The sequence below is a fragment of the Pseudomonas sp. 382 genome, from assembly GCF_002759075.1.
Taxonomy (GTDB): domain Bacteria; phylum Pseudomonadota; class Gammaproteobacteria; order Pseudomonadales; family Pseudomonadaceae; genus Aquipseudomonas; species Aquipseudomonas vlassakiae.
In genome coordinates, this window is sequence record NZ_PEMX01000012.1 from 70,492 (window position 1) to 86,223 (window position 15,732).

Annotated in this window: 10 protein-coding genes and 3 tRNA genes; 8 read left to right on the forward strand and 5 right to left on the reverse strand. The window is 62.6% G+C overall.

What is annotated here, in order from left to right:
- Positions 1-25 precede the first annotated feature (25 nt).
- On the forward strand, positions 26-1,741 hold the full coding sequence (locus CQW31_RS15700; RefSeq protein ID WP_054883410.1) for a proline--tRNA ligase: 1,716 nt from the start codon (positions 26-28) through the stop codon (positions 1,739-1,741).
- Between the two features lie 20 nt (positions 1,742-1,761).
- Positions 1,762-2,712, forward strand: coding sequence for a hypothetical protein (locus CQW31_RS15705; protein ID WP_054883411.1), 951 nt, complete (start codon positions 1,762-1,764; stop codon positions 2,710-2,712).
- Between the two features lie 40 nt (positions 2,713-2,752).
- Here CQW31_RS15705 and dinB read toward each other — a convergent pair whose 3' ends face one another.
- Entirely contained in the window at positions 2,753-3,811 is a 1,059-nt protein-coding gene (dinB, locus tag CQW31_RS15710) for a DNA polymerase IV (protein WP_177332326.1), read from the reverse strand.
- Between the two features lie 208 nt (positions 3,812-4,019).
- Between dinB and CQW31_RS15715 the strand changes: the two genes are divergently transcribed.
- The 5 genes from CQW31_RS15715 to CQW31_RS15735 all read left to right on the forward strand — a co-directional run bounded on the left by CQW31_RS15715 (position 4,020) and on the right by CQW31_RS15735 (position 8,669).
- A tRNA-Met gene (locus CQW31_RS15715) sits at positions 4,020-4,096 on the forward strand.
- Positions 4,097-4,232: 136 nt separating this feature from the next.
- A tRNA-Met gene (locus tag CQW31_RS15720) sits at positions 4,233-4,309 on the forward strand.
- Positions 4,310-4,409: 100 nt separating this feature from the next.
- Positions 4,410-4,486: transfer RNA gene (locus CQW31_RS15725), tRNA-Met, on the forward strand.
- A gap of 332 nt (positions 4,487-4,818) precedes the next feature.
- On the forward strand, positions 4,819-7,377 hold the full coding sequence (mprF, locus tag CQW31_RS15730) for a bifunctional lysylphosphatidylglycerol flippase/synthetase MprF (RefSeq protein WP_371858385.1): 2,559 nt from the start codon (positions 4,819-4,821) through the stop codon (positions 7,375-7,377).
- Positions 7,377-8,669: a virulence factor family protein gene (locus tag CQW31_RS15735; RefSeq protein ID WP_099814861.1), complete on the forward strand. Its 1,293-nt coding sequence runs from the start codon at positions 7,377-7,379 to the stop codon at positions 8,667-8,669. The genes mprF and CQW31_RS15735 overlap by 1 nt, the downstream gene beginning before the upstream one ends.
- 113 nt (positions 8,670-8,782) lie before the next feature.
- Here CQW31_RS15735 and CQW31_RS15740 read toward each other — a convergent pair whose 3' ends face one another.
- Positions 8,783-10,693: a potassium transporter Kup gene (locus CQW31_RS15740; protein ID WP_099814862.1), complete on the reverse strand. Its 1,911-nt coding sequence runs from the start codon at positions 10,691-10,693 to the stop codon at positions 8,783-8,785.
- 233 nt (positions 10,694-10,926) lie between these two features.
- On the opposite strand from CQW31_RS15740, the gene rimO reads away from it, so the two are divergent.
- On the forward strand, positions 10,927-12,258 hold the full coding sequence (gene rimO / locus CQW31_RS15750; RefSeq protein ID WP_054883416.1) for a 30S ribosomal protein S12 methylthiotransferase RimO: 1,332 nt from the start codon (positions 10,927-10,929) through the stop codon (positions 12,256-12,258).
- 71 nt (positions 12,259-12,329) lie between these two features.
- Here rimO and CQW31_RS15755 read toward each other — a convergent pair whose 3' ends face one another.
- From CQW31_RS15755 to CQW31_RS15765, 3 genes are read right to left on the reverse strand one after another with little or no spacing between them, the layout of a single operon-like run.
- Complete coding sequence (locus CQW31_RS15755) at positions 12,330-13,079, reverse strand: hypothetical protein (RefSeq protein WP_099814863.1); 750 nt, start codon at positions 13,077-13,079, stop codon at positions 12,330-12,332.
- A 54-nt stretch (positions 13,080-13,133) separates the two neighbouring features.
- Positions 13,134-14,723, reverse strand: a complete 1,590-nt coding sequence (locus CQW31_RS15760; protein WP_178075573.1) for a DUF5666 domain-containing protein — start codon at positions 14,721-14,723, stop codon at positions 13,134-13,136.
- Complete coding sequence (locus tag CQW31_RS15765) at positions 14,720-15,565, reverse strand: DUF6502 family protein (RefSeq protein ID WP_099814865.1); 846 nt, start codon at positions 15,563-15,565, stop codon at positions 14,720-14,722. Before CQW31_RS15765 ends, CQW31_RS15760 begins: the two co-directional genes overlap by 4 nt.
- Between the last annotated feature and the right edge of the window lie 167 nt (positions 15,566-15,732).

Consider the following 15,732-nt stretch of genomic DNA (forward strand, 5'->3'; position numbering starts at 1 on the left):
TCTTAGGCAATCGACACGGCTAACCATGCGCACCAGTCAATATTTGCTCGCCACCCAGAAAGAAACCCCTGCCGACGCAGTGGTCATCAGCCATCAGCTCATGCTGCGTGCCGGCATGATTCGCAAACTGGCTTCCGGCCTGTACACCTGGCTGCCGATGGGCCTGCGGGTGATGCGCAAGGTCGAAAACGTTGTGCGCGAGGAAATGAACGCCGCCGGCGCCCTGGAAGTGTTGATGCCCAGCATCCAGCCTGCTGAACTGTGGCAGGAATCCGGCCGCTGGGAACAGTACGGTCCTGAGCTGCTGCGCCTGAAGGACCGTCATCAGCGCGAGTTCTGCGTCGGCCCGACCCACGAAGAAGTGATTACCGACCTGGCCCGCAACGAGCTGTCCAGCTATAAACAGCTGCCGCTCAACATGTACCAGATCCAGACCAAGTTCCGTGACGAGATTCGCCCACGCTTCGGCCTGATGCGCGGCCGCGAATTCATCATGAAGGATGCCTACTCCTTCCATGCCGACCAGGCTTCCCTGCAGGAAACCTACGACCGCATGCACCAGGCGTACACCAACGTCTTCACCCGTCTGGGCCTGGACTTCCGCCCGGTGCAGGCCGACACCGGCTCCATTGGTGGCAGCTACTCCCACGAATTCCACGTCCTGGCCGAGTCGGGCGAGGACGACGTGATCTTCAGTGACAGCTCCGATTACGCCGCCAACATCGAGAAGGCCGAAGCCATCCCGCGTGAAACCGTGCGTCCTGCTCCTACCGAGGAGCTGCGTCTGGTCGATACCCCGGATGCCAAGACCATTGCCCAGCTGGTTGAAAACCACGGCCTGCCGATCGAAAAAACCGTCAAGACCCTGATCGTGCGCGGCGCCGAAGAAGGCAAGCTGGTCGCCCTGATCGTCCGCGGCGACCACGAGCTCAACGAAATCAAGGCCGCCAAGCTGGAACAGGTTGCCGACCCGCTGGTCATGGCCACCGACGCCGAACTGCGCGAGGCCATCGGTGCCGGCGCCGGTTCGCTCGGCCCGTTGAACCTGCCGCTGGAAATCGTCATCGACCGCTCGGTCGCCCTGATGAGCGACTTTGCCATCGGCGCCAACATCGACGACAAGCACTACTTCGGCGTGAACTGGGAGCGTGACCTGCCGGTTCCACAAGTCGCCGACCTGCGCAATGTCGTCGAAGGTGACCCAAGCCCGGACGGCCAGGGTACCCTGGTCATCAAGCGCGGCATCGAAGTTGGCCATATCTTCCAGCTCGGCACCAAGTACAGCGAGGCGCTCAAGTGCCAGGTGCTGGGTGAAAACGGCAAGCCGGTGACCCTGTCCATGGGCTGCTACGGCATTGGCGTGTCCCGCGTGGTCGCTGCCGCCATCGAGCAGAGCTACGACGACAAAGGCATCATCTGGAACGACGCCCTGGCACCGTTCCAGATCGCCCTGGTGCCCCTGCGTTACGAAACCGAGGTAGTTCGCGAGGCAACCGACAAGCTGTACGCCGAACTGACTGCAGCCGGCTTCGAGGTGCTGCTGGACGACCGCGACAAGAAGACCAGCCCCGGCATCAAGTTCGCCGACATGGAGCTGATCGGCATTCCACACCGCATCGTCGTCAGCGATCGTGGCCTGGCCGACGGTAACCTGGAGTACAAGCACCGCACCGAGTCTGAGGCCCAACAGCTGCCGCTCAATGAAGTGCTGACCTTCCTGCAGGCCCGCGTTCGCCGCTGATAACCAATGCACGAGTAATCATGTCCAAGCGAAGTACCTTTACCCTGGGGGGCGCCGCATTGTGCGGCGCCTTGCTCGCCAGCGGTTGCGCCAACCAGATGTCCCAGCGCAGCGATCATGAGGAGCGTGTCGAGCGCAAGCTGCTCGAACACACCTTGCAGATCGATGTCGGCGAGCCGAAGGTGATGGAGCTTCCGCAACGGCGTGTGCGCATCCACGAGCAGAAGCGTTTCGAGGTCACCGAATACGAGGTCACCCGCCGCTACGACCGCTACACCCCATACCAACCGTGGCGGGAGATCTACGAGATCCCGCTGGGCGCGGTAGCCGTGGTGGCCGGTATAGGGGCTAACGTGGTCAACGTGTTCACCCTTGGCAACCTGCCGCAGAGCATCACCCACGACTGGCTCAGCTATGGCGTGGATGGCCTCAATCCGTTCATGAACACGCCGTCCAATGGCCGTGCCCAGCAGAACCTGGCGGGCATCAGCGAAGTGCAGAAGGACAAGCGCGAGGAGTTCACCAGCGTGCCCTGGAGCGAGCGGCTGGTTGAAGTCAAGGCAGGCAAGATGACCCACGAACTGACTACCGACAGGAACGGCGTCTTGCGCCTGAACCTGCTGGACAGCCCGTTCTCGGAACAGCACCTGAACCACGTCGGCACCTTGCACCTGCAAGCGGTCGACGAGGACAACGCGGTGCGTGGCGATGCCAGCCTGCTGGTCAGCGCCACCTTGCGCAACAAGCTGCGAGAGGCCCATGAGCTGATCTTCGATGACCTCGAAGATGATGATGTAGGCCAATGGGTTCACCGGGTCAAGCGCTTGTCCGAGTTGGGCCTGGAAGAGGAAGCCAGCGAGATGGAGCAGAGCCTGATCGAGCTGACACGCAACGATCCGGAGCTGCAACAGGAATTCCTGTCGGCACTGACCAAGGCCACCGGCCGGTTGGTCGCTGATCCCGGCCTGTAGCACCGAGCGTGCTCGCGAAGGGCCGCAAAACGCGGCCCTACTACTCAGAGTTAAACAGCTCCAGCTGTTCATGCGCCCCGCGCAAGTCCCTCAGCCTCACCCCCACCCCCAGCAAACGCACCGGCTTGCCACCCCGGGCGAACGCCTGGCGTAGCAGCTGACGGTAGCTTTCCAGGTCCCTGCCCGCCCCTGCCTGCTCCATCGTCGTCTGGCTGAAGTCATGGAACTTGACCTTGACGAATGGCTTGTCCGGGCGGTAACTGCTGTCCATCCGGGCAATCCTCTGATCGAGGCTGTCAAGCAGCTCTGGCAACCGTTCAAGGCAACTGGCCAAGTCTGGCAGGTCGTTGTCATAGGTATTTTCCACACTCACCGACTGCCGGCGGCTATCGTTGTGAACCGCTCGCTCGTCAATCCCTCGCGCCAACCCCCAGAGCCGCTCGCCAAAACTGCCGAATTCACGCGCCAACGCCAGCCGCGACCATTCACGCAAGTCAAGACAGGTGTCGATCCCCAGGCGGTTCAACTTGTCGGCGGTCACTTTGCCCACGCCATGCAACTTGGCCACCGGCAATGCAGCCACAAAGGCCTCGACCTGCTCCGGGGTAATCACGAAGATGCCGTTGGGCTTTCGCCAATCGCTGGCGATCTTGGCCAGGAACTTGTTCGGCGCCACCCCCGCAGATACCGTGATATGCAGGGTGCGGGCAACCCGCCGGCGAATGTCCTCGGCGATTCGCGTAGCGCTTCCGGCATACCACTGGCTGTCGCTGACATCCAGATATGCCTCATCCAGCGACAACGGCTCGATCAGCTCGGTGTAGTCACGGAAGATAGCGTGAATCTCACGCGAAGCTTCCCGGTAAGCGTCGAAGCGCGGCTTGACGATTTCCAGGTCCGGGCAAAGCTTCAGGGCATGGCGGGACGACATGGCTGAACGCACGCCATAGGCGCGTGCTTCATAATTGCAGGTGGCGATCACCCCTCGACGGTCAGGAGCCCCCCCCACGGCCATGGGGCGACCGGCCAGGCGCGGGTCGTCACGCATCTCGATGGCGGCGTAAAAACAATCGCAGTCGATGTGGATGATCTTGCGCAAAGACATTGATGACGGCCACCACTGTAAATTCATACAGATAGTAGCGCATGCCGCTGGCGGTGAAACAGTCTGCGTCGATAATCGGCTTGCAAGGCCCGTCGCGCCTGACCCGCAGCCAGGCATAAACGCTAAGAGGTTGAACGAAAAAGAGTTTTCTATAATTTTGCTTGACACGGGCGAAGAAACCCGTAGAATTCGATCTCACAGGCGCGGGATGGAGCAGCCTGGTAGCTCGTCGGGCTCATAACCCGAAGGTCGTCGGTTCAAATCCGGCTCCCGCAACCAGATTCGAGAAAAGGCCACTGTTAACGCAGTGGCCTTTTTCTTTTGCCCCGATTTATTCGGCAAAGGAAAAATCAAGATAAATCAATAAGTAGCGCTTGACATCAAGTGCTTACGCTGTAGAATTCGATCCCACAGGCGCGGGATGGAGCAGCCTGGTAGCTCGTCGGGCTCATAACCCGAAGGTCGTCGGTTCAAATCCGGCTCCCGCAACCAGATTCAAGAGAAGGCCACTGTTAACGCAGTGGCCTTTTTCTTTGCCTCAGAAATCGGCACTTGACTTAAGCGTCCAGATCTATAAAATGCGCCCCTCTGACGCGGGATGGAGCAGCCTGGTAGCTCGTCGGGCTCATAACCCGAAGGTCGTCGGTTCAAATCCGGCTCCCGCAACCATATTCGTCAGAACAAACCCCGCCTGTGTAAAAGCAGCGCGGGGTTTGTTGCATTTCGTCGCCTGTTAAATCCTTGGCGTTCACCCAAACCCGCCCGTTTGAGGTGTCGACCTGAGGATGAACTATCTTTAACGCTGCCGGACGACTGAAAGTAACGTTGCCCGGAGTAATATCTGGATACGTTTACCAAAGGGACTTTCACTTGGCCGCTGCACACCCCCTCCTCGCGCACCACGCTCGAGGCATTTCATGACATCGCACACTCCCGAACCCCAGGTGCCGCTTGCTTCGGCACTGCCGACTGCTGCCCAGCGCCTGCCTTGGCTTGAGCGAATGAGCCGTTACCGCCAGCCGATTGGCCTGGGCGTGACCTTGCTACTGTTTGCCATGGCGCTGATCGCCTGTCGGCATCTGTTGAGCGAACTGGACATCTACGCCCTGCACGATGCCATGCTCGACGTACCGGCAAAGTCGTTGATCGGCGCCCTGCTGGCCACGGTGGCAGGTTTCGTGATCCTGCTCGGCTACGAGTGGTCGGCCAGCCGTTACGCGGCCGTCAAGCTGCCTGCGCGATCCATGGTAATGGGTGGTTTCAGCGCCTTCGCCATCGGTAACGCGATCGGCCTGTCGATGCTTTCGGGTGGCTCGGTGCGTTACCGCCTGTATGCACGTCAGGGCCTGGGCGCCGCCGAAGTCGCACGCATGACTGTGTTCGCCAGCCTGTCCCTGGGGTGCGCGCTGCCACCGCTGGCGGCACTGGCCACCTTGAGCAACCTGCCGGCAGCGGCTACCGCCCTGCGCTTGCCTTCGACAGTATTGGCCGGCATCGCCATCGCTGTACTGGCGCTCACCGCCGTGCTGGTGATCGGGCTGTATCGCCGCCGCCTGCCAGAACAGCCGCTGGCTGATAACCTGCTGGTCCAGTTGGGCCGTCGCACCCTGCGCCTGCCCGGTGGCCGCCTGGCGGCCCTGCAATTGCTGATCACCGCGCTGGACGTGGCTGCTGCCGCCACAGTGCTGTACTTGCTGCTGCCGCAAGCCCCGCCCTTCGGTGCCTTCGTGCTGGTTTATCTGCTGGCCCTGGCGGCTGGCGTGCTCAGCCATGTACCGGGTGGCGTCGGGGTGTTCGAAGCCATCCTGCTCGCCGCCTTCGCCGACCAGCTTGGCGCTGCCCCTCTGGCTGCCGCCCTGCTCCTGTACCGACTGATCTACGTGGTGCTGCCACTGCTGCTGGCCTGTGTCCTGCTGCTGGCCAACGAAGCACGCCGCCTGCTGTTTGCCCAGCAAGCGATCAAGGCGGCATCGGGTCTCGGCGCACCGATCCTGGCGATTCTGGTGTTTCTGTCGGGCGTGGTGCTGCTGTTCTCCGGCGCCACGCCGGAAATCGATACACGCCTGGAGCACATGGGCTTCCTCGTACCCCACCGGCTGATCGATGCCTCGCACTTCGGCGCCAGCCTGATTGGCGTGTTGTGCCTGCTGCTGGCCCAGGGCCTGCGCCGGCGCCTGTCTGCCGCCTGGCTGCTGACTACCATTTTGCTGCTGGTGGGCGCACTGCTGTCGATCCTCAAAGGCTTCGACTGGGAAGAAGCCAGCCTGCTGACCCTGACCGCCGCACTGCTGGCTGTTTTCCGCCGTTCGTTCTACCGACCGAGCCGGCTGCTCGAACTGCCGTTCTCACCGGTGTACCTGGTGGCCAGCGCCTGTGTGGTCGGTGCATCGGTGTGGCTGCTGCTGTTTGCCTACCAGGATGTCCCCTATACCCACAAGCTGTGGTGGCAATTCACCCTCGACGCCGACGCCCCACGTGGCCTGCGTGCCGCCCTGGGCAGTGCGGTGCTGCTGGTGATCGTCGCCCTGACCTGGCTGCTGCGCACCGCTCGTCCGGTGATTCATTTGCCTGACGAGGCCGAGCTACAGCGCGCCAACCGCATCCTGCTGGCCTCCGACCAGCCCGACGGTGGCCTGGCATTGACCGGCGACAAGGCCTTGCTGTTCCACCCCAGCGACACTGCCTTCCTCATGTATGCCCGTCGCGGTCGCAGCCTGGTGGCGCTGTACGACCCGATCGGCCCCGCCCAGGAACGCGCCGAGATGATCTGGCAGTTCCGGGACCTGTGCGACCTGCACCACGCCCGCCCGGTGTTCTACCAGGTGCGCGCGGAAAACCTGCCGTTCTACATGGACATCGGCTTGACTGCCCTGAAGCTGGGCGAGGAAGCGCGGGTTGATCTGCGCCGCTTCGACCTCGAAGCCAAAGGCAAGGAAATGAAAGACCTGCGCTACACCTGGAACCGGGGCGGCCGGGATGGCCTGAGCCTGGAGATCCACGAACCTGGCCAGGCACCGCTGGCCGAACTCAAGGAGATCTCCGACGCCTGGCTCGGCGGCAAGAACGTTCGCGAGAAGGGCTTCTCGCTGGGGCGCTTCAGCCCCGAGTACCTACAGCACTTCCGTATCGCCCTGATTCGTTTCCAGGGCCGGCCGGTGGCCTTCGCCAACCTGCTGGAAACCCACAGCAACGAATTGGCCAGCCTCGACCTGATGCGCGCTCACCCCGAGGCGCCGAAGCTGACCATGGAATTCATGATGATCGGCTTGATCCTGCATTACAAAAGCCATGACTACGGCCGCTTCAGCCTGGGCATGGTCCCGCTTTCCGGCCTGCAGCCGCGCCGCGGTGCACCCTTGACCCAGCGCCTGGGCTCGATGGTGTTCCGCCGTGGCGAACAGCTCTACAACTTCCAGGGCCTGCGGCGCTTCAAGGACAAGTTCCAGCCGGACTGGGAACCTCGTTACATGGCCGTACCAGCCGGGCTCGACCCACTGGTAGCACTGGCCGATACTGCCGCCCTGATTGCCGGCGGCCTGACTGGATTGGTGAAACGCTGATGATCCGACGCTATTGGCTGTACGTACTGATTCCCCTGTTGCTGGCCGCCCTGGCTGGCGCTGCGGGCTTTTGGCTGTGGGCCCGCCCTGCCCCCGAGGCACGGCTGGAGCAGCTGACCCTGGATGACACCAGCATCATCCGCGTCACCCCGGGCGTGCATGCCAAGGCCCGAGTCGCCATCGGCGTGCCCCAGGACCAGGCCCTGAGCGACAAGCAGTTGCTGGACCTGAGCCAGGCTGGCGAGGCGCAGCTGGTTCAGGTGATCCTGCCGCCGAACGACTGCACCAGGCAGCAACAGGCCATGGACCAGGCGCTGACCCAGCTGTCAGACAAACCGACCCTGGTCGCCGGCATCGGCCCAGGTGCGGCCCAGGCATGGCGCTGGCTGGCCACCCAGAGTGACGACAAGGCACGGGCCATCTCGGTCGACTTCACACTGGAACAGCCAGGCTGCAAGGTCGAGCTGCCGAAGTCGGCCGCCCACGGCCACTGGAACGTCGCCTGGAACGACAACCCGGACGACGCCAGTGCTGCCTTCGTGCGCGACCAGGCCAACGCTGAAACCAGCATCAGCGACTATGACATTCACCTGCCGCAGGTACTCAAGGCCCAGCTGACCCAGGCCCTGGTTGGCCGCGACGGCAACGCCCTGGCCATCCCGGTGGTGGAAGTCCCGGCCGGGCAAACCACCGACACCGTCACCCTCTTCCTGTCCGGTGACGGCGGCTGGCGCGACCTGGACCGCGACGTCGCCGGCGAGATGGCCAAGCTGGGCTACCCGGTGGTCGGTATCGACACCTTGCGCTACTACTGGCAACACAAGACCCCGGAGCAAAGCGCCGCCGACCTGTCGGAACTGATGCAGCACTACCGCCAGAAGTGGGGCACCAAGCGTTTCGTGCTGACCGGTTACTCGTTCGGTGCGGACGTGCTGCCGGCCATCTACAACCGCCTGCCGGCCGAAGACCAGCAGCGTATCGACGCAGTCGTGCTGCTGGCGTTCGCCCGTAGCGGCAGTTTCGAGATCGAAGTCGAAGGCTGGTTGGGCAAGGAGGGTCAGGAAGCGCCTACCGGGCCGGAAATGGCCAAACTACCGGCGTCCAAGGTGGTGTGCGTGTACGGCGTGGAAGAGACCGACGAAAGCGGTTGCACCGACAAGACTGCGGTGGGCGAGCGCATGAAGCTGCCAGGCGGCCACCACTTCGACGAGAACTACCCGGCGCTGGCCAAGCGCTTGATCGACGAGATCGAGACCCGTCAGGGCAAGTCCAGCGTCGCTGCACAGAACTGAAAATGATTGGGGCCGCTTTGCGGCCCTTCGCGGGCACGCCCGCTCCCACAGGATTGCGCTTTCCCTGTGGGAGCGGGCGTGCCCGCGAAGGGCTGCAAAGCAGCCCCAATAACTCAGATCTCGACCTGGGTACCCAGCTCGATCACCCGGTTCAACGGCAAGTTGAAGAAGCGCAAGTTACCGTTGGCATTCTTCAGCAGGAACGCAAACAGGTTGCCCCGCCAGCGCGACATCCCCTCCAGACGCGACGCAATCACCGTTTCCCGGCTGAGGAAGTAGGTGGTGCGCATCGGGCTGAAATCCAGTTCGTCCAGGTGACACAACCTCAATGCCGCCGGCACGTCCGGCTCGTCCATGAAGCCGAAGTGCAGCAAGACGCGGAAGAAGCCATCACCGTAGGCCTCGACCTCGAAACGCTCGTGCTCCGGCACCCGAGGGCGATCTTCACTGACCACTGTCAGCAGCACCACCTGGCTGTGCAGCACCTGGTTATGCAGCATGTTGTGCAACAGCGCATGAGGCACCGCATCTGCCCGCGCCGTCAGGAACACCGCCGTGCCTTCGACCCGATGCGGCGGCTGCACGCGGATGCTGCTGATGAACACCGGCAATGGCAGCCCGCCCTCGTCAATGCGCTCGACCAGGATCTGCTTGCCGCGCTTCCAGGTACTCATCAGCAGGTACAGCACCAGGCCTGCGAGTACCGGGAAGGCGCCGCCTTGAACGATCTTCGGTACGTTGGCGGCGAAGTACAAGCCATCGACCAGCAGGAAACAGACCACCAGCGGCACCGCCAGCATCGGCGGCCACTTCCACAGCAGCAGCATCACCGCGGCCACCAGGATGGTGGTCATCAGCATGGTCCCAGTCACGGCCACACCGTAGGCCGCGGCCAGCGCGCCGGACGACTCGAAGCCGATCACCAGCAGCACCACGCCGACCATCAATGTCCAGTTAACTGCGCCGATGTAGATCTGCCCCTGCTCGTCGCTGGACGTGTGCTGGATCTGCATGCGCGGGATATAGCCAAGCTGGATGGCCTGACGGGTCAGCGAGAAGGCCCCCGAGATCACCGCCTGCGAGGCAATCACCGTGGCCATTGTCGCCAGCCCGACCATCGGCAGCAGGGCCCAGCCCGGCGCCAGCAGGTAGAACGGGTTGCGCGCCGCGTCCGGGTTCTGCAGCAGCAGCGCGCCCTGGCCAAAATAGTTGACTACCAGCGCCGGCAGCACCAGGGCAAACCAGGCACGGGCTATCGGTTTGCGGCCAAAGTGGCCCATGTCGGCGTACAACGCCTCGGCGCCGGTCAGTGCCAGCACCACCGCACCGAGTATGGCCACCCCCATGCCGGGGTGAACGATGAAGAAATTGACCGCCCAGACCGGGTTGAACGCCTTGAGCACTTCCGGGCTCTGGCTGATGCCATGCACGCCCAGGACGGCCAGCGCCAGAAACCAGGTGACCATGATCGGGCCGAACAACTTGCCGATCTTCTCGGTGCCATGCTTCTGCGCCACGAACAGCGCCACCAGCACCACCAGCGAGATGGGCACCACCCAGTGGTCGATACCTTCGAACGCCAGGCCCATACCCTCCACCGCCGACAGCACCGACACGGCCGGGGTGATCATGCTGTCGCCGTAGAACAGCGAGGCGCCGATCAGCCCACAGATGAGCATCAGCGAACGCAACCGCGGGTATGCAGCCGTTGCCCTCAGGGCCAGGGCGGTGAGCGCCATGGTACCGCCCTCGCCCTGGTTGTCGGCGCGCAGGATGAACATCACGTACTTGAACGACACCACCCACAGCAATGACCAGAGGATCAGCGAGAGGATCCCCAGCACACCGTCATGGTTGACCGGCACCCCATAGCCGCCAGTAAAGACCTCTTTCAGGGTATACAACGGGCTGGTACCGATATCGCCATACACCACCCCGACCGCTGCCACCAGCAGCCCCAGTGACCGTGTCGCGCCTTGCTTCCCCGCGTGCCCGCCTTCGGCGTGACTGCTTGCCTGAACCATCGAACACTCCTGCAGATGGCCTTGAAGGCCGGTAGAATTCACTCCTGCGTCAGGGACATGCAGTGCCCCCACGCAATGGCGCGAAGCATAGCGCAGCGTTCGTCGCTTTTCTGCTGGTCAAGCGACCGTGCGCTCGCTAGAATTGCGCACTTTTTGATCAGAGGCGCCAAAAGCGCCCGTCAAGATCGCCCCCTTCTGCTGCGGGCGAACTGCATTCAATACCGAGGTTAGTCATGTCCACCACTCCCGCCACCCCCAAGGTTGGTTTCGTCAGCCTGGGTTGCCCCAAGGCCCTGGTCGATTCCGAGCGCATCCTGACCCAGCTGCGCATGGAAGGCTATGAAGTCGTGCCCACCTACGAGGACGCCGATGTGGTGGTGGTCAACACCTGCGGCTTCATCGACAGCGCCAAGGCCGAGTCGCTTGAGGTGATCGGTGAAGCGATCAAGGAAAACGGCAAGGTCATCGTCACCGGCTGCATGGGTGTCGACGAAGGCAATATCCGTGACGTGCACCCAAGCGTGCTGTCGGTAACCGGCCCGCAGCAGTACGAGCAGGTGGTCAACGCCGTGCACGAAGTGGTGCCACCACGCCAGGACCACAACCCGCTGATCGACCTGGTGCCGCCACAGGGCGTCAAGCTGACCCCGCGCCACTACGCCTACCTGAAGATTTCCGAAGGCTGCAACCACAGCTGCAGCTTCTGCATCATCCCGTCGATGCGTGGCAAGCTGGTCAGCCGCCCGGTCGGTGAAGTGCTGAGCGAGGCCGAGCGCCTGGTCAAGGCCGGCGTCAAGGAAATCCTGGTCATTTCCCAGGACACCAGCGCCTACGGCGTCGACGTCAAGTACAAGACCGACTTCTGGAACGGCCGCCCGGTCAAGACCCGCATGCTCGAACTGTGCGAAGCGCTGAGCAGCCTGGGCGCCTGGGTACGCCTGCACTACGTCTACCCGTACCCGAATGTCGACGACGTGATCCCGTTGATGGCCGCCGGCAAGATCCTGCCGTACCTGGACATCCCGTTCCAGCACGCCAGCCCGAAAGTACTCAAGTCGATGAAGCGCCCAGCCTTCGAAGACCGGACCCTGGCACGCATCAAGAACTGGCGCGAGCAATGCCCCGAGCTGGTGATCCGCTCGACCTTCATCGTCGGCTTCCCTGGCGAAACCGAGGAAGACTTCCAGTACCTGCTGGACTGGCTCACCGAAGCCCAGCTCGATCGCGTCGGCTGCTTCCAGTACTCGCCAGTCGAAGGCGCCCCGGCCAACGACCTGGGCCTGGAAGAAGTGCCGGATGACATCAAGCAGGACCGTTGGGACCGCTTCATGGCTCACCAGCAGGCCATCAGCGCCGCTCGCCTGCAACTGCGCATCGGCAAGGAAATCGAAGTGCTGATCGACGAAGTCGAGGAACAGGGTTCGGTTGGCCGCAGCTTCTTCGATGCTCCGGAAATCGACGGCAGCGTGTTCATCGACGGTAACCATGGCTTCAAGCCGGGCGATAAAGTCCGGTGCCGCGTGGTGGATGCCGACGAATACGACATGTGGGCCGAGCCGGTTTAAAGCCGTCGGCGCATGGAAAAGCCCCTGCCGGGTATTCCCACTGTGGAAATACCCGGCAGGGGCTTTTTTCGTCAGAAGGTGTGAAAAACCATCATTCCAGCCTCTGCATCGGGGCTGGCATCGGAAAAACCCTTCACCGCATACAACTGCACTTTCCATTCCCGGTTGAGTTTGTGGGTGAGGAACAGTGTCAGTTCCTGAATTTCCGACCCCGTCGAGACGACCTTTTGCCGCCAGTCGTACGAGGCACCAGCCGACGAACCTTTCCCCACGGGAATGGCAAAGCCCAGGCTGGTGAATATCGGATCTTTGAAATCGCTGCCAGGCGGGTCACCGAACTTCTTCCAGCCGAGGGTCGCGAAGCCGGTGACCGGGCCGAATGCCTGGGCGATATCGACCTGGCCGGTGTAATCGTACTCCCCCGTGCCCAGGCACTGCTTTTCATCGGCAGTGGGAAATTTGACCTTGCCGATGAGGTCCAGCATCAGGCCACCGTCACGGCCATCGAGCAGCGCATAAGCCGCGCTGGCTACCGTGTCACCCAGCCCACTCTCCACCGCATGGCATCCACCGGGCAAGGGGTCACCATTGGGCCCCACTTCAGGGTTGGTAATGCGTAGCCAGGGCACGGTGACTTTGTAAGTCATGGGGCCGGTTTCATACTTGCCGACCACAGGGACATACCAGATTTCCGAAGTGGTCCCCGTGCCATAGTCGCCACTCGAATAGTCCATGCCAATCGAGGCGCTGAAGGTATCGGCCGGGGCCGAGGCACTGCTACAGAACAACAAACAGGCGAAAAGAGGGAGCGCGGGTCTCATTTGCACCTCGGTATTGCGTCGGGAAGTGTGAACGGACTAACCCAGCCTAGTTGCCTAATGCCCGGACCGCTCCGGATGCTCGACTTTTTCGACCTTCTCTGCCGTCTCAGGCCTTTCGACCTTTTCGACTTTTTCTACCGTTTCAGGCTTTTCGACCCGTTCGATCTTTTCTACCTTTTCGACTTTCTCGACTTTTTCAGGCTTCTCGACCCTATCTACTTTTTCAGGACGTTCGACTTTTTCCACTTTCTCGACTTTCTCGGGCTTTTCGACCTTCTCTATTTTCTCGACCTTTTCCACCTTCTCCACTCTTTCCAGCTTCTCGAGCTTTTCCACGCGATCGGAACTACCACTGTTGCTGGTCTCGCGTTGCTCCACGGTATCGACCTGTACCGACTTACCGGACCTGTCCTCAACGTCCATGCTGCCATGATCATTGGCGCCGCCACCGGCACTGCGCCCATCGTGGTCATCACCGCTTTGGCTGCGGATGCTGGAGGTACCACGCTCACCCTGGCTGCTGTTGCCCGAACTGCCCGAGCTGCTTGTAACGTGCACGCTGTTACCCCCGGAACGCCCTGCGCCCGAATGCTCTGCGCGGTCGTCATCGAGCTCGACGCGGGATGCCCGCAGCTCGTGGGTAGCACTGAATACGCCGATTACTCGCACCCGTTGGTCGAGCGCGATGGACGCGGGCTGCTTGCCGACGACCACGGTATCCTGCCCCAGGGTCACGTTGATGCCGCCGACCACCAGCTGACGCGCCTGCGTGCGCTGCACCAGCCCTTCGATCACCATCGTCTGCCCCCGCCCGGCAAACGCCAGGCTCGGGTCAGGGCGCGTTTGCGCCACTTCCAGCTGGCTGCCGGTCCATTGGCCGCGCACCAGCATTTCCCGCGCCGGTGCCACAGGAATGCCCAATTTGAGCCCCTGAAGGCTGCCGGGGTGATCGATTGCGCCAATGGCACTGGCCTCGCTGAGCCCTGGCGCCCGCTCGATACGGCTAGCGACCACTTCGCCTGCAGCGTCGCGCAGGCCGCTGACCCTGACCGGTTCGCCCGGTCGCAGCCCTTCTGCCACCCGCGCCCCGGCTGCCAGGCGCACGGGCTGGCCCATGACCCGCAGCGGCCCCGAAGCATTCGGCAGTGCCGTCAGCGGCCCCTCGTAAACGTTGAGGATCGCGATGCGCCCGGCTTGCAAGCCGCGCTGTGTGCCATACGCCTCCACCGCGACCACCTGGCCGATCGCCAGATGAGCGCTGCTGGCAGGGGCACCATTTTCACTGACAGGTACATCCTTGGCGTAGTGCACCTCCTGGCCATTGACGCAGATCGATGCGAACCCGGTGATGGTGCCGACGATACCAGTACCACCAGTGCCGCCCGGGCGCTCGATCGGCGCGCCTGTGCCCCCCGTGCCACCGGGGCGCTGCTGAAGCGGCGCACCCGTGCCACCCATACCACCGGTTCTGGCGCCGGTGCCGCCAACGCCCCCCGGCAACTGCATGCTCGCAGCACCCGCCATGCCCACTTCATCACGGCTGACGCACACTGGCGCTGCTACCACATTGGCAGGCGCCCCCAGGTCCAGCCCGAAAACAAGGACCAGTGCAACGAGATTGAGGCAGCGCACGAAAGGCGTCATGAGTCGGCGGCCTTCGACGAATCGGGGTCAGTGGCTTCAGAATAGAAATAGAGCCCGACGGTGATGCGCTGACGCTGCCCTTGGCTTGGCTCGTCGGTGCTTTCCAACTCGGCTGCCAGCCGGCTGAAGGCCAGCAGGGTTTGCATGCCATCCTGGCTGACGGCTTCGCGCAGCGTGTCGACGCTGGCCGGGGTCAGGGCGTCGTAGTGCACGCTGCGTTCGAAAAACGGCAGGCCTTCGCCACTGAGGTTGTGCACCGCTGCGCAGGCGTGATCGTGCAGGTTATGGCCAAAATATGCGGCCTTCTCATCGAAGCCCTTCTGCGGTACGAATGCCTGGGCCTCGAGGTGGACGCGGTCCTGATCATCGAGGCGGACGACGCCCAGGCGCAGCCATTCATCCAGCACTACCCGCCCACGGATATCCGTGCTGACCTTCGCCACCAAGGCGTCGAAAGAACAATCGCCGCCAACGCTGGCCAGCCTTGGCAGGGCCAACGCCTGGCCGGCCTGCGAGCAGAATGGCGGGCTACGGGTCCATACATTCACCAATTGCGCACCTAAGGTGATGTTTTCCGGCAGCGCCGCGGCAGACGCGTCACTTTCACTTCGCAGCCGCCGCACATCCTTGCGATGCACCCCGGTCAGCAGGCTGATGCGACTGTCGGTCGGCACCTTGTCGTCCAGGCGAAACTCGCGATGCGCCACATCGACGAATACTTCCTTGAGTACGTCGGTGAACATCGTGTAGGTCACCCCTTTGCGCAGCATCAGGCGCACCAGAGGGCGCATGATCCTGCGCAGTGCACTCAACATGGATGGAGGGATAGAGGGCGATTGCATGGAGCGCATTCCTTGAACTGTGAACCCAGTATGCGGGAAAACATCCCACACGACTGTAACCACTTCTCGCCTAAGATGAGAAAAAGCTGTCAGCGCTCACTGCAAACGCGTGATAGGACCGGACTTGGGGCCGCACATACAAAACCCGTCCGTTGGGTCTTGTATGG

What these genes read in the sequence shown, in the direction of transcription:
- CQW31_RS15700 (WP_054883410.1), top strand. Translation starts at nt 26, where the DNA reads ATGCGCACCAGTCAATATTTGCTCGCCACCCAGAAAGAAACCCCTGCC.
- CQW31_RS15705 (WP_054883411.1), top strand. Translation starts at nt 1,762, where the DNA reads ATGTCCAAGCGAAGTACCTTTACCCTGGGGGGCGCCGCATTGTGCGGC.
- mprF (WP_371858385.1), top strand. Translation starts at nt 4,819, where the DNA reads ATGAGCCGTTACCGCCAGCCGATTGGCCTGGGCGTGACCTTGCTACTG.
- CQW31_RS15735 (WP_099814861.1), top strand. Translation starts at nt 7,377, where the DNA reads ATGATCCGACGCTATTGGCTGTACGTACTGATTCCCCTGTTGCTGGCC.
- CQW31_RS15740 (WP_099814862.1), bottom strand. Translation starts at nt 10,693, where the DNA reads ATGGTTCAGGCAAGCAGTCACGCCGAAGGCGGGCACGCGGGGAAGCAA.
- rimO (WP_054883416.1), top strand. Translation starts at nt 10,927, where the DNA reads ATGTCCACCACTCCCGCCACCCCCAAGGTTGGTTTCGTCAGCCTGGGT.
- CQW31_RS15755 (WP_099814863.1), bottom strand. Translation starts at nt 13,079, where the DNA reads ATGAGACCCGCGCTCCCTCTTTTCGCCTGTTTGTTGTTCTGTAGCAGT.
- CQW31_RS15760 (WP_178075573.1), bottom strand. Translation starts at nt 14,723, where the DNA reads ATGACGCCTTTCGTGCGCTGCCTCAATCTCGTTGCACTGGTCCTTGTT.
- CQW31_RS15765 (WP_099814865.1), bottom strand. Translation starts at nt 15,565, where the DNA reads ATGCAATCGCCCTCTATCCCTCCATCCATGTTGAGTGCACTGCGCAGG.